The 19,493-nt window shown below is 67.2% G+C and carries 16 protein-coding genes; 15 read left to right on the top strand and 1 reads right to left on the bottom strand.

The annotated features are described in order from the left end of the window. Positions 1–70 precede the first annotated feature (70 nt). The 8 genes from ACSQ3M_RS27240 to ACSQ3M_RS27275 all read left to right on the top strand — a co-directional run bounded on the left by ACSQ3M_RS27240 (position 71) and on the right by ACSQ3M_RS27275 (position 10,089). Entirely contained in the window at positions 71–1,444 is a 1,374-nt protein-coding gene (locus ACSQ3M_RS27240; protein WP_436153213.1) for an ABC transporter substrate-binding protein, read from the top strand. Beyond that, positions 1,441–3,384, top strand: a complete 1,944-nt coding sequence (locus ACSQ3M_RS27245; RefSeq protein ID WP_436153214.1) for an ATP-binding protein — start codon at positions 1,441–1,443, stop codon at positions 3,382–3,384. The genes ACSQ3M_RS27240 and ACSQ3M_RS27245 overlap by 4 nt, the downstream gene beginning before the upstream one ends. Beyond that, positions 3,381–4,736, top strand: a complete 1,356-nt coding sequence (locus tag ACSQ3M_RS27250) for a sigma-54-dependent transcriptional regulator (protein WP_436153215.1) — start codon at positions 3,381–3,383, stop codon at positions 4,734–4,736. The genes ACSQ3M_RS27245 and ACSQ3M_RS27250 overlap by 4 nt, the downstream gene beginning before the upstream one ends. Positions 4,737–4,928: 192 nt before the next feature. Further along, positions 4,929–6,266, top strand: coding sequence for an ABC transporter substrate-binding protein (locus ACSQ3M_RS27255; RefSeq protein ID WP_436153216.1), 1,338 nt, complete (start codon positions 4,929–4,931; stop codon positions 6,264–6,266). Positions 6,267–6,402: 136 nt separating this feature from the next. Then, positions 6,403–8,121 (top strand): ABC transporter permease, encoded by a 1,719-nt coding sequence (locus tag ACSQ3M_RS27260; RefSeq protein WP_436153217.1) that lies wholly within the window; start codon positions 6,403–6,405, stop codon positions 8,119–8,121. Between the two features lie 2 nt (positions 8,122–8,123). Further along, the gene (locus ACSQ3M_RS27265) at positions 8,124–9,224 is read left to right on the top strand and encodes an ABC transporter ATP-binding protein (RefSeq protein ID WP_436153218.1); all 1,101 of its coding nucleotides are present in this window, start codon (positions 8,124–8,126) and stop codon (positions 9,222–9,224) included. 110 nt (positions 9,225–9,334) lie between these two features. Next, the gene (locus tag ACSQ3M_RS27270) at positions 9,335–9,601 is read left to right on the top strand and encodes a heavy-metal-associated domain-containing protein (protein ID WP_436153219.1); all 267 of its coding nucleotides are present in this window, start codon (positions 9,335–9,337) and stop codon (positions 9,599–9,601) included. Between the two features lie 8 nt (positions 9,602–9,609). Beyond that, positions 9,610–10,089: a DUF411 domain-containing protein gene (locus ACSQ3M_RS27275; protein WP_436153220.1), complete on the top strand. Its 480-nt coding sequence runs from the start codon at positions 9,610–9,612 to the stop codon at positions 10,087–10,089. Between the two features lie 30 nt (positions 10,090–10,119). On the opposite strand, the gene ACSQ3M_RS27280 is transcribed toward ACSQ3M_RS27275, so the two are convergent. After that, positions 10,120–11,058, bottom strand: coding sequence for a LysR family transcriptional regulator (locus ACSQ3M_RS27280; RefSeq protein ID WP_436153221.1), 939 nt, complete (start codon positions 11,056–11,058; stop codon positions 10,120–10,122). Positions 11,059–11,138: 80 nt separating this feature from the next. On the opposite strand from ACSQ3M_RS27280, the gene mdlC reads away from it, so the two are divergent. From mdlC to ACSQ3M_RS27315, 7 genes are all read left to right on the top strand, one after another. Next, positions 11,139–12,752 carry a benzoylformate decarboxylase gene (gene mdlC, locus ACSQ3M_RS27285; protein WP_436153222.1) on the top strand — a complete coding sequence of 538 codons (1,614 nt, stop codon included), beginning with the start codon at positions 11,139–11,141 and terminating at the stop codon, positions 12,750–12,752. A gap of 16 nt (positions 12,753–12,768) precedes the next feature. Next, positions 12,769–14,241, top strand: a complete 1,473-nt coding sequence (locus tag ACSQ3M_RS27290; protein ID WP_436153223.1) for an aldehyde dehydrogenase — start codon at positions 12,769–12,771, stop codon at positions 14,239–14,241. Between the two features lie 9 nt (positions 14,242–14,250). Then, positions 14,251–15,174 carry a ketopantoate reductase family protein gene (locus tag ACSQ3M_RS27295; protein WP_436153224.1) on the top strand — a complete coding sequence of 308 codons (924 nt, stop codon included), beginning with the start codon at positions 14,251–14,253 and terminating at the stop codon, positions 15,172–15,174. Between the two features lie 265 nt (positions 15,175–15,439). Further along, on the top strand, positions 15,440–15,988 hold the full coding sequence (locus tag ACSQ3M_RS27300) for a TRAP transporter small permease (protein WP_436153225.1): 549 nt from the start codon (positions 15,440–15,442) through the stop codon (positions 15,986–15,988). Beyond that, positions 15,985–17,319, top strand: coding sequence for a TRAP transporter large permease (locus ACSQ3M_RS27305; protein ID WP_436153226.1), 1,335 nt, complete (start codon positions 15,985–15,987; stop codon positions 17,317–17,319). Before ACSQ3M_RS27300 ends, ACSQ3M_RS27305 begins: the two co-directional genes overlap by 4 nt. 46 nt (positions 17,320–17,365) lie before the next feature. Further along, entirely contained in the window at positions 17,366–18,430 is a 1,065-nt protein-coding gene (locus tag ACSQ3M_RS27310; RefSeq protein WP_436153227.1) for a TRAP transporter substrate-binding protein, read from the top strand. Between the two features lie 148 nt (positions 18,431–18,578). Further along, positions 18,579–19,475 (top strand): polyphosphate kinase 2 family protein, encoded by an 897-nt coding sequence (locus ACSQ3M_RS27315; protein WP_436153228.1) that lies wholly within the window; start codon positions 18,579–18,581, stop codon positions 19,473–19,475. The last annotated feature ends 18 nt before the right edge of the window (positions 19,476–19,493 follow it).

Consider the following 19,493-nt stretch of genomic DNA (forward strand, 5'->3'; position numbering starts at 1 on the left):
TCGGCGTCCCTTGCCGCAAGTCGCGCCCCTCGATCTATGCGGGTCCGATCGCCGGCTATATGACGGTTTCATGAGCCGCCGCGCCATTTGTCTCTGGCTTGTCCTTTTGACCTTCGGCTGGCAGAGCGCCGGCCAGGCGCAGACGCGCCGTGTCCAGATCGTCACCTCGTTCCCGCCCTCCTTCTTCGAACCTTTCCGCAGTGCATTCCGGACCCGGCATCCCGATATCCTCGTCGAGATCGTGCAACGCAAGACGACGGCCGCGGTCGCCGACATCCATGCGGGCAAACGGCATGACACGGACCTGCTCTGGGCCTCGGCGCCCGATGCCTTCGAACTTCTGAAACAGGCCGGCCTGCTGGCGCAGCTGCAGCCGCGCGCGACGGGCGCACCCGAAACCATTGCCGGCTACCCGGTCAACGATCCGGCCGGCCGCTATCTCGGCTTCGCCATCTCCGGCTATGGGCTGGTCTACAACCCGGCCTATCTTGCGGCGCGCGGCCTGCCGGTGCCGCGCAACTGGGCCGATCTTACCGCGCCGGTCTATGCCGGTCATATCGGCCTGACCTCGCCCGCCCGCTCGGGCACCACCCATCTGATGGTCGAGGCCCTCCTGCAATCGCTCGGTTGGGAGCGCGGCTGGGCTTTGTGGTCGGCGATCGGCGGCAATCTTGCGACCATCACGGCGCGCAGCTTCGGCGTGACGACCGGTGTCGCACGCGGCCGGTTCGGCATCGGTATTTCCATTGATTTCCTGACCGAGGCGGGCTCGGCCGAAGGCGAGGCCAACCGGTTCGTCCTGCCTGAGGAAACCCTGTTCGCGCCCGCCAACATCGCGCGGCTGGCGACCTCACCCAACCCGAAGGAGGCCGAGCTCTTCATCGACTTCGTGCTGTCGCCCGACGGGCAGAAGCTGCTGCGCGAGCCGCGGATCGGCCGCCTCGCGGTTTCGCCCGCGGCCTATGGCCCGGACGAGACGCCGCCGCATCTGTCGGAGACGGCGGGCCTGTTCAACAAGACCCGCTTCGACGCAGGTCTCTCGGCCGGCCGCTACGAACTGGTCAACATTGTCTTCGACGAGTGGATCACCTTCCGCCGCGCCGAGCATGCCAGGCTCTGGCGCAGTCTCCAGACCATGGAGGCGGCGCTGCTGAGCCACCCTGACGAGCAGGCGGCGCGGTTTCTGACACAAGCCCGCGCTTCCCTGACCCGGCCTCCGGTCGCCGCTGCGGAACTGGAAAAGCCGGAACGCTTCCGCAAGCTCGTGCATGTGCCGCGCGGCCTCGCCGTGCCCGAAGAGCAGGCGCGCATCGAAGCCGGGATCCGCGGCGCGATCGCAAGCCACGCCGCCGAAGCCGTGGCCAGATTGCGCCAGGCGGGAGAGCGGCTGGTCGCTGCGGGCTGGGCTGGCGCCGAGGACGGGCTGGCGGGAGGCCGGCCATGAGGCTTCCCTGGGCCGGCCGGCGCTTCGGCATTGGCGGGCGCCTGATCGCCGCCTTCCTCGGCGTCGGCCTTTTTGCGGTGGGCGCCGGCATCGTCGGCGTCATCTCCTATGAGCGGCTGAGCAAGGAGCTTGCGGCGATCGCTCGCGACCACCTGCCGGGCCTCGCCTCGGCTGCCAGGCTCGCCGAAGCGAGCGCCCGCGTGATCGCGGGCATGCCGGAACTCGCCAATGCCGAGCGGCGCGACGGCTATGAGCGCAACCGGCGTGTGGTCGACGAGCGGCTGGACGAACTCGACAGCGTATTGTCGGAGCGGGCGAAGGGCGGTTTCGACGTGCCGGCCCTGACGGCGGTGGCGACGGCGATCCGCGGCAATCTCGGCGCGATCGATACCGTCTCCGAGCGCCGCTTCCCGCTCGGCGAGCGCAACCGCGCTATCGGCGAGGAGCTGCGTTGGCTGCAGGCGAACCTTCTCGACGAGATCGAGCCGCTGACCGACGATGGCCGCTTCAACATCGAGACGGCCCTGGGGCAGGCGGGCAGCGATGCCCCCACAGCCGGCAAGCCCAACGCGATCCGCGAGGAGATGCGCAAGAGCGAAGCGCTGATGACGCTGAACGCCCAGGCCAACCTGATCGTCGGCCTGTTCGGCCGGCTGGGCACGGTCCAGACCCGCGAAGACATGGAGCAGACCGGCCATGTCATCGGCGAAGCCGTCGACCAGCTCGAGGTCGAGGCGAAGGCGCTGGCCGGCTGGCCTGATACTATCACCGTCCGGCAGATCACGCAGCGCCTGATCGGCCTTGCCGATGCCGCGACCGGATTGCCCGGCATCAAGCGTGTCGAACTTGCGGCCATGGCCGACGCCCAGCGCCTGATCTCCGAGAGCCGCCGCCTCGTCACCGAGCTCGGCGCGCTGGTCTCGCAGGAGGTGCAGAGGACCGAGGCCGTCGCGAAAGCCGCCGCCGACCGCTCGGCCGAAGCGATCCTGCTCGGCCGCAACCTGCTCCTGGCGATCGCGGCTGCCTCGCTGCTCGGAGCCCTGCTGATCGGCTGGTTCTATGTGCGCCGCCATCTCGTGGCGCAGCTTCGCGTGCTGACCGAGGCGGCGACCAGCATTGCCAGCGGCCAGTCCTCCGCTGTCCTGCCGAAAGCGGGCAATGACGAGCTCGGCGACCTCGCCCGCGCGCTGGCTGTTTTCCGGCAGACACGCGACGACCTGATCCAGGCGGCCAAGCTCGCCGCTCTGGGGCAGATGGCGGCTGGCCTGAGCCATGAGCTCAACCAGCCGCTCGCCGCGATTCGCTCCCATGCCCATAACGGCGCCCTGTTGCTGGAGCGCGGCCGGCCGGAGGAGGCGCGCCAGGCGATGGCACGCATCCAGGCGCTGACGACGCGTGCGGCCGAGCTGATCGCTCATCTCAGGCGTTTTGCACGCAAGCCCGGTGTCGTGCTCGCCCCCGTCGAGGTCGGCGAGATCGTCGAGACCGCCCTGTCCCTGTTCGGCCCGCGCTTCGACGCCGAACGCGTGAGCTTGCGGCGGGACCTGCCGAGCGGCCGGCTCTATGTGCATGCCGAGGAGATCCGGTTGGAGCAGGTTTTGGTCAATCTCGTTGCGAATGCCCTCGATGCCGTTGCGGGCGTCGCGGACGCGACATTGGCGGTCGGCGCGCGCCGGCGCGGACACATGGTCGAGATCTGGGTCGAGGATAGCGGCCCGGGGATCGACCGCACCCATCTGGAGCGGATCTTCGATCCGTTCTTCACCACCAAGCCGGTCGGCTCGGGCCTCGGGCTCGGGCTCTCGCTGTCCTACAACATCATCAAGGATCTGGGCGGCACGCTCGCCGTGGCGGAGACCGGCCCCGGCGGCACGCGTTTCCTGATCACGCTCGAGGGTGCGACGACCCATGTCATGGCCCCATTGGAAGTCGACGCATGAGCGTTCCCAAAATCGTCCTCGTCGATGATGACGCCGAGGTGCTCGAAGCCTGGCGATTGACGCTGGAGCTCGACGGCTTCGAGGTCATCGCCAAGCGCACCGGCGATGCCGCGCTTGGCCATCTGACCCGCGACAGCTCCGTCGTCCTGGTCAGCGATGTGCGCATGCCGGGCCGCGACGGGTTCGGGCTGCTCGCGGCGGTGACCGCGATCGATGCGGAGATCCCGGTGGTGCTGATCACCGGCCATGCCGACGTTCCGATGGCGGTCAAGGCGATCCGCGAGGGCGCCTGGGATTTCGTCGAGAAGCCGGCCGATCCCGTGCTGCTGATCGAGACGGTCCGGCGTGCGAGCGAATACCGCCGGCTGATCATCGAGAACCGTTCGCTGCGGGCAGGCGTAACGCCCGAGGATCCATGGGCCGCCCGCCTGGTCGGCAGCTCCCCGTTGGTTGCGCGCCTGCGCGGCCGGCTCGCGCTCCTCGCCGACGCCGACACCGACGTGCTGCTCTTCGGCGAGACCGGCACCGGCAAGGAGGTCGCCGCCCGCGCCTTGCACGACCTCGGCAATCGCCGCGCCGGGCGCTTCGTCGCGGTGAATTGTGGGGCGATCCCCGAGACCATGATCGAGAGCGAGCTCTTCGGTCACGAAGCTGGCGCCTTCACCGGCGCGCGCGAGCGCCGGATCGGCAAGATCGAGCATGCCAGCGGCGGCACCCTCTTCCTCGACGAGATCGAATCGATGCCGATGGCGGCGCAGGTGCGCCTGCTGCGCGCGCTACAGGAGCGCCGGATCGAACGGCTCGGCTCCAACAAGGAAATCCCGGTCGACATCCGCATCGTCGCCGCGACCAAGGCCGATCTCGCCGCGCTCGCCAGGACGGGTGGCTTTCGGGAAGACCTGGTCTATCGCCTCAATGTCGTGACCCTGCGCCTGCCGCCGCTGCGCGACCGGCGCGACGACATCCCGATGCTGTTCCGGCATTTCCTGGCGCTCGCGGCGGCGCGGGTCGGCCGCTCCGCGCCACCACTCGGGCGCGACCTGCTGCAGCGGCTGTCGCGACAGGACTGGCCCGGCAATGTCCGCGAGCTGCGCAATGCCGCCGAGCGCAGCCTGCTCGGCATGGACGAGGATTTCGAGGATCTCGATGCCGGCGTCGCAGCGTCCCGCGGGATCGAGCGGACGCTGGAGGAGGAGGTCGCGCTGGCCGAAGCCGAGGCGATCGACGCTGCGCTGAAGCGTCATAACGGGCGCATCGGCGTCACCGCCTCGGCCCTCGGCATCACCCGCAAGACCCTCTACCTCAAGATGCGCCGCTACGGGCTAAGCGGTTCTGCCGCGCTCGCCGACTGAGGCGGCGATGTTACCGCACTGACCCATCGGCCGCGTCCGGAGGTTACCGCTACGCCTCCAAAACAGCGTCGCTTTTGGAGCCGGCTGACGAAATTCCGAATGGAATCAGGGACGCTCCCGGTTGGCACCATAGTTGCTGACCGGGAGCATCGGCCTCGACGCCGAACTGAAGAGACTATTCGGGAGGAAGTCATGCTCAATCGCAGGGTCGCGCTCGCGGCCACTCTTGGCCTGTCGCTGAGCGCCTCGCTCGCGACCATCGCCCTGGCGCAGGCGCCGTCGGGCAAGGTCACGGTCGTCACCTCGTTCTCGAAGGACGTCACCGACCCGTTCAAGAAGGCCTTCGAGAAGGCCGTTCCGGGCGTCACGCTTGAAGTCCAGAACCGCAACACCAATGCCGGCGTGAAATATGTCGAGGAGACCAAGGCCAACAACCAGGTCGACCTGTTCTGGGCTTCGGCGCCGGATGCCTTCGAGGTGCTGAAGGGTAAGAAGCTGCTCGCCGCCTACAAGCCGAAGGCGACCGGCATCCCCGAGAAGATCGGCTCCTATCCGATCAACGATCCCGCCGGCTTCTATTTCGGCTTCGCCGCGTCCGGCTACGGCATCATGTGGAATGACCGCTACGCCAAGGCGAACAAGCTGCCCGAGCCCAAGGACTGGCAGGACCTCGCAAAGCCGGTGTTCTACGACCATGTCTCGATTGCCTCGCCCGCCCGCTCCGGCACCACGCACCTGACCGTCGAGACCATCCTGCAGGGCGAGGGCTGGGAGAAGGGCTGGCGCATCCTCAAGGAGATGGCCGGCAATTTCCGCTCGATCACCGATCGCTCCTTCGGCGTGCCGGAGGCGGTCAATTCCGGCCAGGTCGGCGTCGGCATCGTCATCGACTTCTTCGCCTTCTCGGCGCAGGCGTCGGGCTTTCCGGTCAAGTTCGTCTACCCGACCGTGACCACCGTCGTTCCGGCCAATGTCGGCATCATCGCCAACTCGCCGAACAAGGCCGCCGCCGAGGCCTTCATCGAGTTCCTGCTCTCGCCAGCGGGCCAGGAGGTTCTGCTCGATCCCGGCATCCGCCGCCTGCCGGTTAACCCGGAGGTCTACGCCAAGGCCGGGGCCGACTACCCCAACCCCTTCACCGATCCGCGCTTCCAGAAGATGATCGGCTTCGACGTCGACAAGTCGGAAGCCCGCACCGCCGTGGTCGATACGCTGTTCGATCAGCTGATCTCCTTCCAGCTCGATGCGCTGAAGGGCGTGACCAAGACCTTGCACGAGCTCGACGCGGCGCTCGCCAAGAAGCCGAACCCGCAGGCCAAGGCGCTCGCCGACGAAGCCCGCGCACTGGTCGCTGCACTGCCGGTCACCCAGGTGCAGGCCGGGAGTCCTGAGCTGCGCGGCGCCTTCACCGGCGCCAAGGAGAAGGGCGCCCGCCAGGCCGAGATCGAGAGCCAGTGGGCGAGCTTCGCTCGCGACAATTACGCCAAGGCCAAGGCCAAGGCGGACGAAGCGTTGAAGGCGGCGAAGTAGCGGACCGTCATTCTCGGGCGGCGCATATGCGCCGGCCCGGGAAACTCATGCCGGATATGGCTCCGTTGAAGCTACGCCAGCTGTCCGGAGATGCCCGGGTCAAACCCGGGCATGACGCCCTGTTGCAAGGCTCATCATGACCGCTGTTCCCACTTTGACGCCGCCGCGCGCCCGACGCTTCGCCGCTACGCCCGGCCAGATCGCGCTGGCGCTCGCCATCGCCGCCTTCCTGCTGATGTTCCTGGTGCTGCCGGTGGCGACGGTGATCTACGTCGCCTTCACCGAGAAGGGCACCTCGACCTTCACGCTGGTCAACTTCTACGATTTCTTCCGCACCGAGCTGTTCATGCGCTCGCTGTGGAACTCCTTCTACGTCTCAGCGATGTCGGTGGTCTGGGCCTCGGTCTTCGCCCTGCCGCTGGCTTACCTCACCACGCGCTTCGTCTTCCGCGGCGCGGCGCTGGTCCAGACGCTCGGCTTCCTGCCGCTGATCATGCCGCCCTTCGTCGGCGCGGTCGCGATGCAGCTCTTCTTCGGCCGCAACGGCTCGGTCAACCTGCTGCTCGACGACTGGTTCGGCTTCAAGATCGACTTCATGGAAGGCCTGAACGGCGTCATCTTCGTCCAGTCGATCCATTATTTTCCCTTCATCCTGATCAACCTCTCGGCGGCGCTGCGCAATGTCGACCGGGCGATGGAGGAGGCGGCGCAGAATCTCGGCTCGTCGGGCTTCCGCCTGTTCCGGCGCATCGTCTTCCCGCTCGCCATGCCGGGCTATCTCGCCGGCGCCTCGCTGGTCTTCGTCAAGGTTTTTGACGATCTCGCCACGCCGCTGCTGCTCAACGTCAAGGACATGCTGGCGCCGCAGGCCTACTTACGCGTCACCTCGATCGGCATCGCCGATCCGATGGGCTACGTCATTTCCGTCGTGCTGATCGTCGCCTCGGTCGCCGCCATGTGGCTGTCTGCGCGGGCCCTGAAGGACCGCGACTACGCCACCACCCAGCGCGGCGGCGGCGGTCTCGCCAGGCGGGTGATGACGCCGTGGGAGGCGGTGCTCGGCTATGGCGTCGTCATCCTGATCCTGGCGCTGGTGCTGGCGCCGCATCTCGGCCTGCTGCTGCTCTCCTTCGCCACGATCTGGTCGTTCGCGCCGCTGCCCGACGCCTATACGCTCGCCCATTACGGCCGCGTCTTCGGCGAGAGCTCGGTCTACATCAAGAACACGCTGATCTATGCCAGCCTCGCCGGTGGCATCGACATCGTGCTCGGCGTCGCCATCGCCTATCTCGTTCTGCGCACCAAGCTGATCGGGCGCGAATGGCTCGACTGGATGGCCTCGGCGGCACTCGCCATCCCCGGCGTCGTGCTCGGCATCGGCTATCTCAGGACGTTCTACGGGGTCACCCTGCCGGACGGTACGCCCCTGGCCTCGCTCTGGATCACCATCGTGCTGGCGCTCGCGATCCGGCGCCTGCCCTATGCGCTGCGGGCCTGCTATGCGGCGCTCCAGCAGATCTCGGTCTCGCTGGAGGAGGCTGCCGAGAACCTCGGCGCCACCAAGTCGCGGACGGTACGCCGCGTCGTCGTGCCCTTGATGGCCGGCGGCATCCTTGCCGGCTTCGTCACCTCGTTCTCGACGGCGGCGGTCGAGCTCTCGGCGACGCTGATGCTGGTGCAATCGAACTCCGACGCGCCGCTGGCCTATGGGCTCTACGTCTTCATGCAGTCGGCGGCCGGCCGTGGTCCGGGAGCGGCGCTCGGCGTCGTCGCGGTCATCCTCGTCGCCGCCTGCACCTTCCTCTCCCATCTCATCATCGAACGCAGCCAGAAGGCCAAAGGATTGGGCCACTGACCATGAACGCACCTGTCTCCCTGACCACGCCGGCGGTCTCCGTCGATATCGCAGGCGTCAACCTGTCCTACGGCACCAACCATGTGCTCAAGAACGTCAATCTCGCGATCGAGCCGGGCGAGTTCTTCGCCTTCCTCGGCCCGTCCGGCTGCGGCAAGACCACGCTGCTGCGGTTGATCGCCGGCTTCAACCAGGCCGATACCGGTCATGTCCAGATCGGCGGCAGGGACATCACCGACCTGCCGCCCTGGAAGCGCGATGTCGGCATGGTCTTCCAGTCCTATGCGCTCTGGCCGCATATGACGGTACGCCGCAACGTCGCCTTCGGCCTCGAGGAGCGTGGCGTGAAGCGCGCCGAGGTTGAGCGGCGCGTCGAGACGGCACTCGGCCTCGTCGGCCTCGCTCATCTCGCCGACCGGCGGCCTTCCCAGCTTTCGGGCGGCCAGCAGCAGCGCGTCGCGGTGGCACGCACCGTCGCGATCGAGCCGAAGGTCCTGCTGCTCGACGAGCCGCTCTCCAATCTCGACGCCAAGATGCGCGTCCAGGTCCGCCGCGAGCTGCGCGACCTGCAGCAGCGGCTCGGCCTAACCACGATCTTCGTCACCCACGACCAGGAAGAGGCGAACACGATCTGCGACCGCATCGCCGTGATGAACGACGGCATCGTCCAGCAGGTCGGCACGCCGATGGAGCTCTACGAGCGCCCCGCCAACCTCTTCGTCGCCGGCTTCCTCGGCACCGCCAACATCCTGAAGGGCCGCGTCGTCGGCAACGGCGGCGCTCGCGCCTTCGAGGTCGAGGGCGGCGTGACAGTTCCGATCACGGAGACGGTGAAGCTGCCGGAGAACCCGACGCTGGTCTTCCGTCCTCAGCATGCAACCTTCGCGGCAGCCGGCGGAGAGGCGGGCGAGGACGCTCTCGGGCTACCCTGCACGATAACGCATCGCGAATTCCTCGGCGCGAGCATCCGCTACGGCGTTCGCATCGGCAGCACCGAGGTCGCGGTCGACATGCCGTTCCAATCAGGCAGCGAGCTGCGTGAGAGCGGCAGCCAGGCGACCTTGAACCTGTCGCGGCGCGCGCTTCGCTGGCTGCCGGCATAGGCTTCGTCGGAAGCATCAGCACCTGTGCGGGGTCGAGCGAAAGCCGCTTGACCTTGCCATGGTGGGAAGGTGCAGGCTGCTGCAATCGTCAAACGAAGGACATTGCAGCCATGTGCTCCTGCCAGCAGCATTCGACCGCGAACTCGGTCGCAGCATCGGCCCCGAACGGGGCGGTCAGCTTTCGCGTCGAGGACATGACTTGCGGCCATTGCGCCGGCACGATCAAGCAAGCGATCGAAGGCCGGATTCCCGGCACCTCCGTCACCGCGGACCCGGGCTCGAAGTTGGTCAGCGTGCAAGGCGGCGCCGATGCCGCTGCGATCAGGTCGGCCATCACTGCGGCCGGCTATACGCCGAGCGCGGAACTGGTCGGTTGAGACGGGATATGGCAAACGAGTTCACCCTCTCCCGCCGCGGCCTGTTGTTTGGCGCCGCCGCATTCGGGCTGTCGCGCCCGGCGAGCGCCGCCGAGACCTTGCCGAAGATGATCGTCACGCGCGATCCGAACTGCGGCTGCTGCGGCAACTGGGTCACGCATGTGAAGGCCGCCGGCTTCCCGGTCGAGGTGGTCGAGGTCGCGGATGTCGCGCCGCTCAAGCTGAGGCTCGGCGTGCCCGATGCGCTCGCCTCCTGTCACACCGTCGAAGTCGGCGGCTATGTCGTGGAGGGCCATGTGCTGGCCGAGGCGATCAAGCGCCTGCTCGCCGAGCGGCCGAAGGTGACGGGCCTTGCCGTCGCGGGCATGCCGGTCGGCTCGCCCGGCATGGAAGTGCCCGGACAGGCGCCCGACACCTACGAGGTCGTGGTGTTCTCTGCCGGCAGGCAGAACGTCTTCGCGCGCTATCGCGGGCTGCAGCAGATCTGACAACCCGTTGCCGCAGCACGGCCGGCGGCCTTAGCCGTCGGCCGAGCCTGTGGGCTCCAATCGCTGAGTGTCCCTGAACAGGCCCAAGATGATCCCGCGCGCCCAGCGCAGCATGGCGTTCTGCGCGTGGCGCCGGCTCCAATGCAGTGCCACGCTGAAATCGCGCTGTGGCAAGGCCGGTTCGAGCAATGCGAAGGCGCTGACCGGCTCGAGGCCGAGGCCGATCTGGCGCGGCATGAGGACGGCGAGATCGGTGGCCCGGATGATCGGCGGCAGCGCCGTGAAGCTGGAAACGACCAGGCGGATGCGCGGGTCGAGATGCAGCATCTCCAGGATCCGCTGCGTCTGGGCGTGTGAGCGCACGGAGACGAAGTCCAGCCGGGCGATAGCGTCGGCGCTCAAGGCGCCGTCGACGGCCTGGCGTGTGACCGGGTGCCCGGCGCGAACGAAGATCTGGTAGCGATCGGTCAGCATCTCGGCCTGGGCGGAATCGCTGACGGTGGGGAGAAAACCCAGCGCGAAGTGAAGCTGGCCATTGTCCAGGGCCTCGGAAATCGCCTCCGGCGGCCAGGCGCGCGAGGTGATGCGCAGGTTTGGCGCGATCTCGCGGAAGGTGGTCATCAGCGGCGGCAGGAAGCGCCCCTCGCCGATATCGCTGAGATGCAGGCGCAGCTCGGCATCCGTCGTCGCCGGATCGAAGCTTTCGTCCTCCTTCAGGCCTGCTTCGAGCAGCGCCAGCCCGGCCTGGACCGAATGCGCCAGGCGCTCGGAGCGGGCGGTCGGGCGCACGCCGCCGGCGACGCGCTCGAACAGCGGGTCGCGCAACAGCAGGCGCAAGCGGGTCAGGGCCTGGCTCGTGGCAGGTTGCGAGAGGCCGAGCTCCTCGGCCGCGCGGCTGACATTGCGGGTGCGATAGACCGCATCGAACAGTCTCAGCAGGTTCAGGTCGATCGCATCGATATTCGCCATGCTTATAATACTTAGTCGCTTCATCTAATTGAGCAATGGCAGTCGCATCGCCAAAGTGCCCTCCGATCCGAGGGACGCGCATGCCAGCCGACACCACATCATCCTCAGCCCGCCTCACCGTCCGGGAAGCCGTGCTGGACCTGCTGCGCCAGCTTCAGATCGACACGGTCTTCGGTAATCCCGGCTCGACCGAGCTGCCGATGTTCCGAGAGTATCCCGAGGACTTCCGCTATGTGCTCGGCCTGCAGGAAGCGGTCGTGGTCGGCATGGCCGACGGCTATGCCCAGGCGACGCGCAATGCCGCGCTGGTCAACCTGCACTCTGCCGCCGGCGTCGGCCATGCGATGGGCAACATCTTCACGGCGTTCAAGAACCAGACGCCGCTGCTGATCACCGCCGGCCAGCAGGCGCGCTCGATCCTGCCTTTCGACCCGTTCCTCGCCTCGGTGCAGGCGACCGAGCTGCCAAAACCTTACGTCAAATGGGCGATCGAGCCGGCCCGCGGCGCCGACCTGCCGCTCGCTCTGGCGCGGGCCTATCACATCGCGATGCAGCCGCCGCGCGGCCCGGTCTTCATCTCGATCCCGGCCGATGACTGGGATCAGCCGAGCGAGTTCGTCGTGCCGCGCCGGGTCAGCCAGGCGCTGGCGCCAGCTCCGGACGCGATCGCAGCGGTCGCTGAGCGCCTCAACGCCAGCAGGCGCCCCGCCTTCGTCGTCGGCGCCGGCGTCGCGCGTGACCAGGCCGTCGACGACGTCGTCGCGCTCGCCGAGCGCCACCAGGCTTCGATCTATGTCGCGCCGATGTGCGCGCGCTGCGGCTTCCCGGAGCGCCACGCCCAGTTCTGCGGCTTCCTGCCGGCGATGCGCGAGCGGATCGTCGAGCGCCTCGCCCCGCACGACTTCATCCTGGTGCTGGGCGCGCCCGCCTTCACCTACCATGTCGAGGGCAACGGGCCGCATATTCCGGAGGGCGCTGAGCTCGCCCAAATCGTCGACGATCCGCAGCAGGCGGCCTGGGCGCCGGTCGGCGACAGCGTCGTCGCCAGCCTCGATCTGGCGGTGCGTGCGCTGCTTGCCGCGAGCACTCCTAACCAAGGGCGCGAGGCGGCGCTCTCCCGCCCCGTCCCGCGGACACCGTCACCCGGCGTGCCGATGTCGGCGGCCTACGCGCTGTCGGTGATCGATCGGGAACGCCATTCTGACGACGTCGTCGTCGAGGAGGCGCCGAGCACGCGCGCGACGATCCAGGCCTATCTGCCGATGAGTGGCGCCGACAGTTTCTACACCATGGCGAGCGGCGGGCTCGGACACAGCATGCCAGCGGCGGTCGGTGTCGCACTCGCGCGCCAGCGCATGAAGCAGCCGGGGCGGACGATCGCGCTGATCGGCGACGGCTCGAGCCTCTATTCGATCCAGGCGCTTTATAGCGCCGCGCAGCTGGACCTGCCGATCACCTTCCTGATCCTCAACAATCGCCGCTATGCGGCGCTGCAGGAATTCGCCCCGGTCTTCGGTTACGCGCCGAACGACAAGCCGGCCGGGACCGAGCTGCCCGGCATCGACTTCGCGCAGCTGGCGGGTGGGCAGGGCGTGCCGGGCGAGCGTGTCGAGCGTCCCGAGGATCTCGCCCCGCGCCTGCGCGCCGCATTCGGGGCTTCGGGCCCGAACCTGATCGACATCGTGATTGCCTGACCTTGCGAGGACCGAGATGACAACAGCCAGCGACAGCGCCGACATCGTCAACCTCCTGATCGACGGCAAAGCGGCTGCGGCCACCGGGGGACGCGTCTTCGAGCGCCGCAACCCGCTCGACGGCTCCGTCGCGAGCCGCGCTGCCGCGGCCACAGTGGATGATGCCCGCGCGGCCGTCGATGCCGCCGCCCGTGCTTTCCCGAGCTGGTCGCAAACGCCGCCGGCCAAGCGCCGCGAACTGTTGGTCAAGGGCGCGCATGCACTTGAGGCACGGGCCGCCGATTTCACCTCTGCGATGTCGGCCGAGACCGGCGCGTCCGCCATCTGGGCCGGTTTCAACGTCCACCTTGCCGCCGACATGCTGATCGAGGCCGCCGCGCTGACGACGCAGATCAGCGGTGAGGTCATTCCGTCCAATGTGCCCGGCAGCCTCGCTTTGGCGGTGCGCCAGCCGGCGGGTGTCGTGCTCGGCATGGCGCCGTGGAATGCGCCGATCATCCTCGGCACGCGCGCCATCGCCGTGCCGCTCGCCTGCGGCAACACGGTGGTCCTGAAGGGCTCGGAGCTCTGCCCGCGCACGCATGGGCTGATCATCGCGGCGCTGCAGGAGGCGGGGTTGCCTGATGGCGTCGTCAACTTCGTCACCAACGCGCCGGAGGATGCCGCCGAGGTCGTCGCGGCGATGGTCGCGCATCCGGCGGTCAGGCGGGTCAATTTCACCGGCTCGACCCATGTCGGCCGGATCATCGCGAAGCTCTGCGCCGAGCATTTGAAGCCGGTGGTGCTGGAGCTCGGCGGCAAGGCCCCGGCGCTCGTCCTCGACGATGCCGATCTCGATGCGGCAGTTGCCGGCATCGCCTTCGGAGCCTTCGCCAATTCCGGCCAGATCTGCATGTCGACCGAACGGATCGTGGTCGACAGCAGCATCGCCGACGACTTCGTCGTGCGGCTTGCCACTAAGGCAACGAGCCTGCCGCTTGGCGATCCGCGCCAGGGCCCGGTGGTGCTCGGCTCGGTCGTCGACATGAAGGCGGTCGAGCGCTGCAACGCCCTGATCGACGATGCGCTGGCGAAGGGCGCGACGCTCGTCTGTGGCGGCAAGGCGGATACGACATTGTTCCCGGCGACGCTGCTCGATCACGTCACGCCGGCGATGCGGATCTATGGCGAAGAGAGCTTCGGCCCGGTCAAGGCGATCGTCCGTGTCGATGGCGAGGAAGCGGCGATCGCCTGCGCCAACGACAATCCCTATGGGCTTTCGGCCGCGGTGTTCACGGGCGACACGGCGCGTGGCTGGCGCGTGGCGAGCCGCATTGAATCCGGCATCTGCCATGTCAACGGCCCGACCGTGCATGACGAGGCACAGATGCCGTTCGGCGGCGTCAAGAACAGCGGCTATGGCCGCTTCGGCGGGCGCGCCGGCATCGACGCCTTCACCGAACTGCGCTGGCTGACGCTGCAGACCGCGCCGCGCCACTACCCGTTCTAGGCGCGGGAGATGAGCGCGATCCGGATCTCCATTCTGGGTGCCGGTGCGATGGGCTCGCTTTTCGGCGGGCTTCTGGCCGAAGCCGGGCACGCCGTCGAGCTGCTCGATGTCAGCGAAGCCCAGATTGCCGCGGTACGCGAGCGCGGCCTGCTGCTCCGGAACGACGCCGGTGAGCGGCGGCTTGCAATCCCGATCATGCGGCCGGACGAGGCGACGACGTCACCCGAATGGCTGATCGTCTTCACCAAGGCGATGCATACGCAGGCAGCGCTCGAGTCGGTCCGGCATCTGATCGGGCCGCAGATGCGCGTGCTCAGCCTGCAGAACGGTCTCGGAAATGCCGAGAAGCTCGCGGCCTTCGCCGATCCATCGCGCATCGCCATCGGAATGACCACTGTGCCGGCCGATCTCGTTGCGCCCGGCGAGGTCTCTTCGCATGGCGAGAGCAAGACCCGAATGGTCATGGCCAATGGCGGTAGCGATGGCGCCCTTGAAGCGCTCGCTGCGGCGCTGAATGCGGCCGGACTGCCTTGCGAGGTCGATCCGGATGCCGTCGTCGCGATCTGGGAGAAGGTCGCCTTCAACAGCGCGCTGAACAGCCTGTGTGCGGTGACGCAGCGCACGGTCGGGGCTCTCGGGAGCGCGGCCGAAGGGCGCCAGCTCGCGCATGCCGTCGCGGATGAGGTTCTGGCTGTCGCGCAGGCCGAAGGGCTCGCGGTTTCGCTCGAGCGCGCCCACGCAACGATCAATCACGCGCTCGACCATCATGGCGGGCACAAGCCCTCGATGCTCCAGGACCTGCTGGCAAAACGCCAGACTGAGATCGAGACCTTGAACGGCGCGGTCGTTCGCGCCGCCGGGACACACGGGATCGCGGTCCCGCGGACGGCTACCCTCTACGCCTTGGTGAAGATGGCGGAGCAGGCAGCGTGATGAAGCGGATCCGTGCAGCAGGCACTCCGAGCTACGCGCCGAACTTGGCAACGGCAGGCGGTGCGGTGGCCTTTCTTGATTTTCGGGCTGCATTTTATTTAACATGTGAAATAACTCTTCGAGACGCGAAAGCTGACCGAAGAACCCGTGGGGTGAAGGCGCAGGCCAAAGCCCTCCGCACATGATGACAATGGCGGAGCGAGCCGCCTGACGACCAGACGCGCGGAGACAAGCGCGACGATGACCAACAAGGGGAAGAAAGCCGATGCAGGAAGCCGTGCCGGGCGAGGTAGCGAATGATCCGATTGCCTTCGGGGCGTCCGGGCGTGTGCTGCTGGCCGTCTCGAAGGTGCTGGCGGTCACAGGGGGGCTGGCGTTCGTCGGCCTCGTCGGCATGTCGATCGTCTCGATCGTCGGCCGCAAGCTCCTGTCCGCTCCCGTGCCCGGCGATGTCGAGCTCCTGCAGATGATCGCGGCGGCCGCGTCCGCTGCCTTCTTCGCCTATTGCCATCTCAACCATGGTGACGTGAAGGTCGATTTCTTCACGGCGGCGGCACCGCCCTGGGTCAATCACCTGCTCGATGCCTTCGGCTCGCTCCTGGTCGGGCTCGTCGGCGCCGTGCTGACCTGGCGCGTCTACGTCGGCGCGATCGGCACCCTGGAATCGGGTGAAACCTCCGCGATCCTCGATATCCCGGTCTGGTGGGCGCAGATCGCCATGGTCCCGGGCTTTGCGCTGCTGGCGCTGGCGGGCTTCTACATGGCGACGCGCCATGTCCAGGAAGCGGCGCGCCGCGAGGAGACCCGTCGATGAGCGGGATCTCGATCGGCTTCACGATCTTCGCAGGTCTGCTCGCGCTGATGACATTCCGCGTGCCGATCGGCATCGCGATGTTCGTCGCGGGCTCGGGTGGCTATGTCTACCTGATGGACGGCAATTGGGCGCCCTGGCTCAACATCCTGAAATCCATCCCTTATGCCCGCCTATCGAACTATGATCTGACGGTCATTCCGCTGTTCCTGCTGATGGGGCAGTTCGCCACCCATGGTGGCCTGTCGGCCAGCCTCTTCAAGTGCGTGAATGCCTTCATCGGCCATCGCCGCGGCGGCGTCGCCATGGCGGCGATCGGAGCCTGCGCCGGTTTCGGCGCGATCTGCGGCTCGTCGCTCGCGACCGCGGCGACGATGGGCCAGGTCGCGCTGCCGGAGCTACGCCGCTACCGCTATTCGGGAAGCCTGGCGACCGGCGCCCTTGCGGCCGGCGGCACGCTCGGCATCATGATCCCGCCTTCGGTACCGCTGGTGATCTACGCGATCCTGACCCAGGAATCGATCGGCAAGCTGTTCATGGCGGCCGTCCTGCCCGGCTTGATCGCGATGTTCGGCTACATGTTCGTGGTGCAACTGGTCGTGCGTCGCAATCCGGAGGCGGGACCGGCTGGCCCGCGCGTGCCGTGGCCGGAGCGGCTCAAGGTCCTCGCCGGCGTGCTCCCGGTGATCCTCGTCTTCGTGATCGTCATCGTCGGCATCTATGGCGGCTGGGCGACACCGACCGAGGCGGCCGCGATCGGCGCGGCGGCCTGCGGCGCGATCGCGGTGGTCAGCGGCGGCATGCGGCTGCGCGGCCTGATCGACAGCGCGCTCGGCACGGCGCAGGCGACGGCGATGATCCTCCTGGTGTTGCTCGGTGCCGACATGCTGAACACCGCGCTGGCCCTGTCGCAGATGCCGGCGGAGCTCGCGGGTTGGGTCAAAGACAGCGGCCTCGCACCGCTTTTCGTGCTGGCGATGATCCTCGTGATCTACATCCTGCTCGGCTGCGTCATGGACTCGCTGGCGATGATCCTCCTGACGATCCCGATCTTCTATCCGATGATCATCGGGCTCGATTTCTACGGCATGTCGGTCGAGGACAAGTCGATCTGGTTCGGCATCCTCGCCTTGATGGTGGTCGAGATCGGCCTGGTGCATCCGCCGGTCGGCATGAATGTCTACATCATCAACCGCCTGGCCAAGGACGTGCCGCTGGTCGAGACCTTCAAGGGCGTGATGCCCTTCCTCGCCTCGGACCTCGTCCGCATCGTCGTCCTTGTCGCGTTCCCTTCGATCTCGCTCGTTCTGGTCAAGGCGTTCGGGGCGCTGTGAGACAGTTCACCAAGAAGCAGACAACAACCACACAGGGAGGTGCAGCATGAGCAAGCAACGGACATCCATCCTCAACCGGTTTCGCAGCGGCCTGTTGGCTGTCGGCGGGTTGGCAGGCCTGATGGCGGCGACACAGGCCTCGGCGCAGCAGGTCATCATACGCGTCCATCATTTCCTGCCCTCGACCTCGAGTGCGCAGGTCAAGCTGATCCAGCCCTGGTGTGACAAGATCGCCAAGGAATCGGCCGACAAGCTCAAATGCCAGATCTATCCGGCGATGCAGCTCGGCGGCACGCCGGCGCAGCTCTTCGACCAGGTGCGCGACGGCGTCGTCGACGCGATCTGGACCGTGCCGACCTATGCCTCCGGACGGTTCGCCAAGTCCGAAGTCTTCGAACTGCCCTGGATGGTGGTGACGGCCAAGGCCGGCAGCCGCGCCTTCTGGGATTATGTCGAGAAGAATGCCGAGGACGAGTTCAAGGGCGTCAAGCGCATCTTCATGCACGTGCATGACGGCGCGCTCTTCCACTTCACCAGCAAGCAGCCGAAGACCCTGGCAGACATCAAGGGTCTGAAGATCCGGGCTGCGACGCGCGCCAATTCGCGCATGCTCACGGCGTTGGGCGCAACGCCGGTACAGATGCCGCTGCCCGCCGTGCCGGAATCGCTCGCCAAAGGCGTCGTCGATGGCGCGGCTGTGCCGTGGGAGGGCTCGCCGTCGATCAAGCTGGCCGAGATCGCCAAATACCATCTCAACGTGCCGGCGGGAGCGCCGCGCATCTCGAACACGATCTTCCTGTTCGGGATGAATCAGGCGAAATACGACAGCCTGCCGGCCGACCTGAAGAAGGTGATCGACGCCAATAGCGGCCCGGAGACCTCGGCCTGGGCTGGCGAGATCGGCTTCGACGCGGTGGTCGAGCCCTTCAAGAAGCAGGCGGCCGATCTCGGCGGCGTCTTCTATGACCTGCCCCAGGACGAGTACAAGCGCTGGGTCGACGCGACCGCCTCGGTCGAGGAGGACTGGATCAAGGAGGTCGGCGCGAAGGGCGCCGACGGCAAGAAGCTGATCGCGGACGCGCGTGCACTGATCCAGCAATACGCCAAGTAAGCAGAGACAGGGGCTTCGTCGGCAGCTGGCCGCCGGCGAAGCCCGCAACTGCTGCTTCTCGGTCCCCGGACAAGGGTAGCGCCGAGGGCTGGACAATCACCGGCATGAAGTCAGACTGGCGGACAATCTTCCTCTCGGGACGCCAGGCATGCTGAAAGACGGATTGGTCGAACACTTCAGGGTCACCGATGGCGATGATTTCCGTCTGAAGCGTTTCGATCCTGCCGACACCGGCGGCCTCGATCTCGACAAGGGTGAGGCGCGCGAGCTGCTGCAGAACGGCGTCAAGCGCCTGCGCGATCTGCAGGAGCGTCTCTTCGCCGAGAAGCGCTGGTCGGTCCTCATCATCCTGCAGGCGATCGATACCGCCGGCAAGGACGGGACGATCGAGCACGTCATGTCGGGCGTCAATCCGCAGGGCTGCGAGGTCACCTCGTTCAAGGCCCCGAGCTCGCTCGAACTTCGGCACGACTTCCTCTGGCGCACCACCTGCGCGCTGCCCGAGCGCGGCGAGATCGGCATCTTCAACCGCTCCTATTATGAGGAGGTGCTGGTCGTCCGAGTCCACGAGGAGTTGCTGGCGAAACAGGGACTGGCACCCGATCTGATCGGCAAGAACATCTGGCGCGAGCGCTTCGAGAGCATCCGCGATTTCGAGAAGCACCTGGCGCGCAACGGCACGGTGATCCTGAAATTCTTCCTCAACCTGTCGAAGGACGAGCAGCGGCGGCGGTTCCTGGCGCGGATCGACGAGCCCGACAAGAACTGGAAATTCGAGCCCGGCGATCTCGCCGAGCGCAAGCACTGGGACTCGTATCAGCGCTTCTACGAGGACGCGATCGCCAACACCGCGACCGAGCACGCCCCCTGGCACGTGGTACCGGCCGACAACAAATGGTTCACCCGGCTGCTGGTGGCAGCGACGATCGTCGATCGCCTCGAGCAGCTCGACCCGCAATTCCCGACGGTCGATGCCGAGGCGCGCAAGGCGTTGGCCAAGGCCCGAAAGGAACTGCTGGCCGAGGACGACAAGCACAAGGGGTGAGCCGCTGGCCTTTTCCGA

Origin of the sequence: Allobosea sp. LjRoot90 (assembly GCF_964254315.1) — a bacterium.
Lineage (GTDB): Bacteria > Pseudomonadota > Alphaproteobacteria > Rhizobiales > Beijerinckiaceae > Allobosea.

Excerpts from the sequence above, each read along its gene's own strand:
- ACSQ3M_RS27240 (WP_436153213.1), top strand. The coding sequence starts at position 71 with ATGAGCCGCCGCGCCATTTGTCTCTGGCTTGTCCTTTTGACCTTCGGC.
- ACSQ3M_RS27245 (WP_436153214.1), top strand. The coding sequence starts at position 1,441 with ATGAGGCTTCCCTGGGCCGGCCGGCGCTTCGGCATTGGCGGGCGCCTG.
- ACSQ3M_RS27250 (WP_436153215.1), top strand. The coding sequence starts at position 3,381 with ATGAGCGTTCCCAAAATCGTCCTCGTCGATGATGACGCCGAGGTGCTC.
- ACSQ3M_RS27255 (WP_436153216.1), top strand. The coding sequence starts at position 4,929 with ATGCTCAATCGCAGGGTCGCGCTCGCGGCCACTCTTGGCCTGTCGCTG.
- ACSQ3M_RS27260 (WP_436153217.1), top strand. The coding sequence starts at position 6,403 with ATGACCGCTGTTCCCACTTTGACGCCGCCGCGCGCCCGACGCTTCGCC.
- ACSQ3M_RS27265 (WP_436153218.1), top strand. The coding sequence starts at position 8,124 with ATGAACGCACCTGTCTCCCTGACCACGCCGGCGGTCTCCGTCGATATC.
- ACSQ3M_RS27270 (WP_436153219.1), top strand. The coding sequence starts at position 9,335 with ATGTGCTCCTGCCAGCAGCATTCGACCGCGAACTCGGTCGCAGCATCG.
- ACSQ3M_RS27275 (WP_436153220.1), top strand. The coding sequence starts at position 9,610 with ATGGCAAACGAGTTCACCCTCTCCCGCCGCGGCCTGTTGTTTGGCGCC.
- ACSQ3M_RS27280 (WP_436153221.1), bottom strand. The coding sequence starts at position 11,058 with ATGGCGAATATCGATGCGATCGACCTGAACCTGCTGAGACTGTTCGAT.
- mdlC (WP_436153222.1), top strand. The coding sequence starts at position 11,139 with ATGCCAGCCGACACCACATCATCCTCAGCCCGCCTCACCGTCCGGGAA.
- ACSQ3M_RS27290 (WP_436153223.1), top strand. The coding sequence starts at position 12,769 with ATGACAACAGCCAGCGACAGCGCCGACATCGTCAACCTCCTGATCGAC.
- ACSQ3M_RS27295 (WP_436153224.1), top strand. The coding sequence starts at position 14,251 with ATGAGCGCGATCCGGATCTCCATTCTGGGTGCCGGTGCGATGGGCTCG.
- ACSQ3M_RS27300 (WP_436153225.1), top strand. The coding sequence starts at position 15,440 with ATGCAGGAAGCCGTGCCGGGCGAGGTAGCGAATGATCCGATTGCCTTC.
- ACSQ3M_RS27305 (WP_436153226.1), top strand. The coding sequence starts at position 15,985 with ATGAGCGGGATCTCGATCGGCTTCACGATCTTCGCAGGTCTGCTCGCG.
- ACSQ3M_RS27310 (WP_436153227.1), top strand. The coding sequence starts at position 17,366 with ATGAGCAAGCAACGGACATCCATCCTCAACCGGTTTCGCAGCGGCCTG.
- ACSQ3M_RS27315 (WP_436153228.1), top strand. The coding sequence starts at position 18,579 with ATGCTGAAAGACGGATTGGTCGAACACTTCAGGGTCACCGATGGCGAT.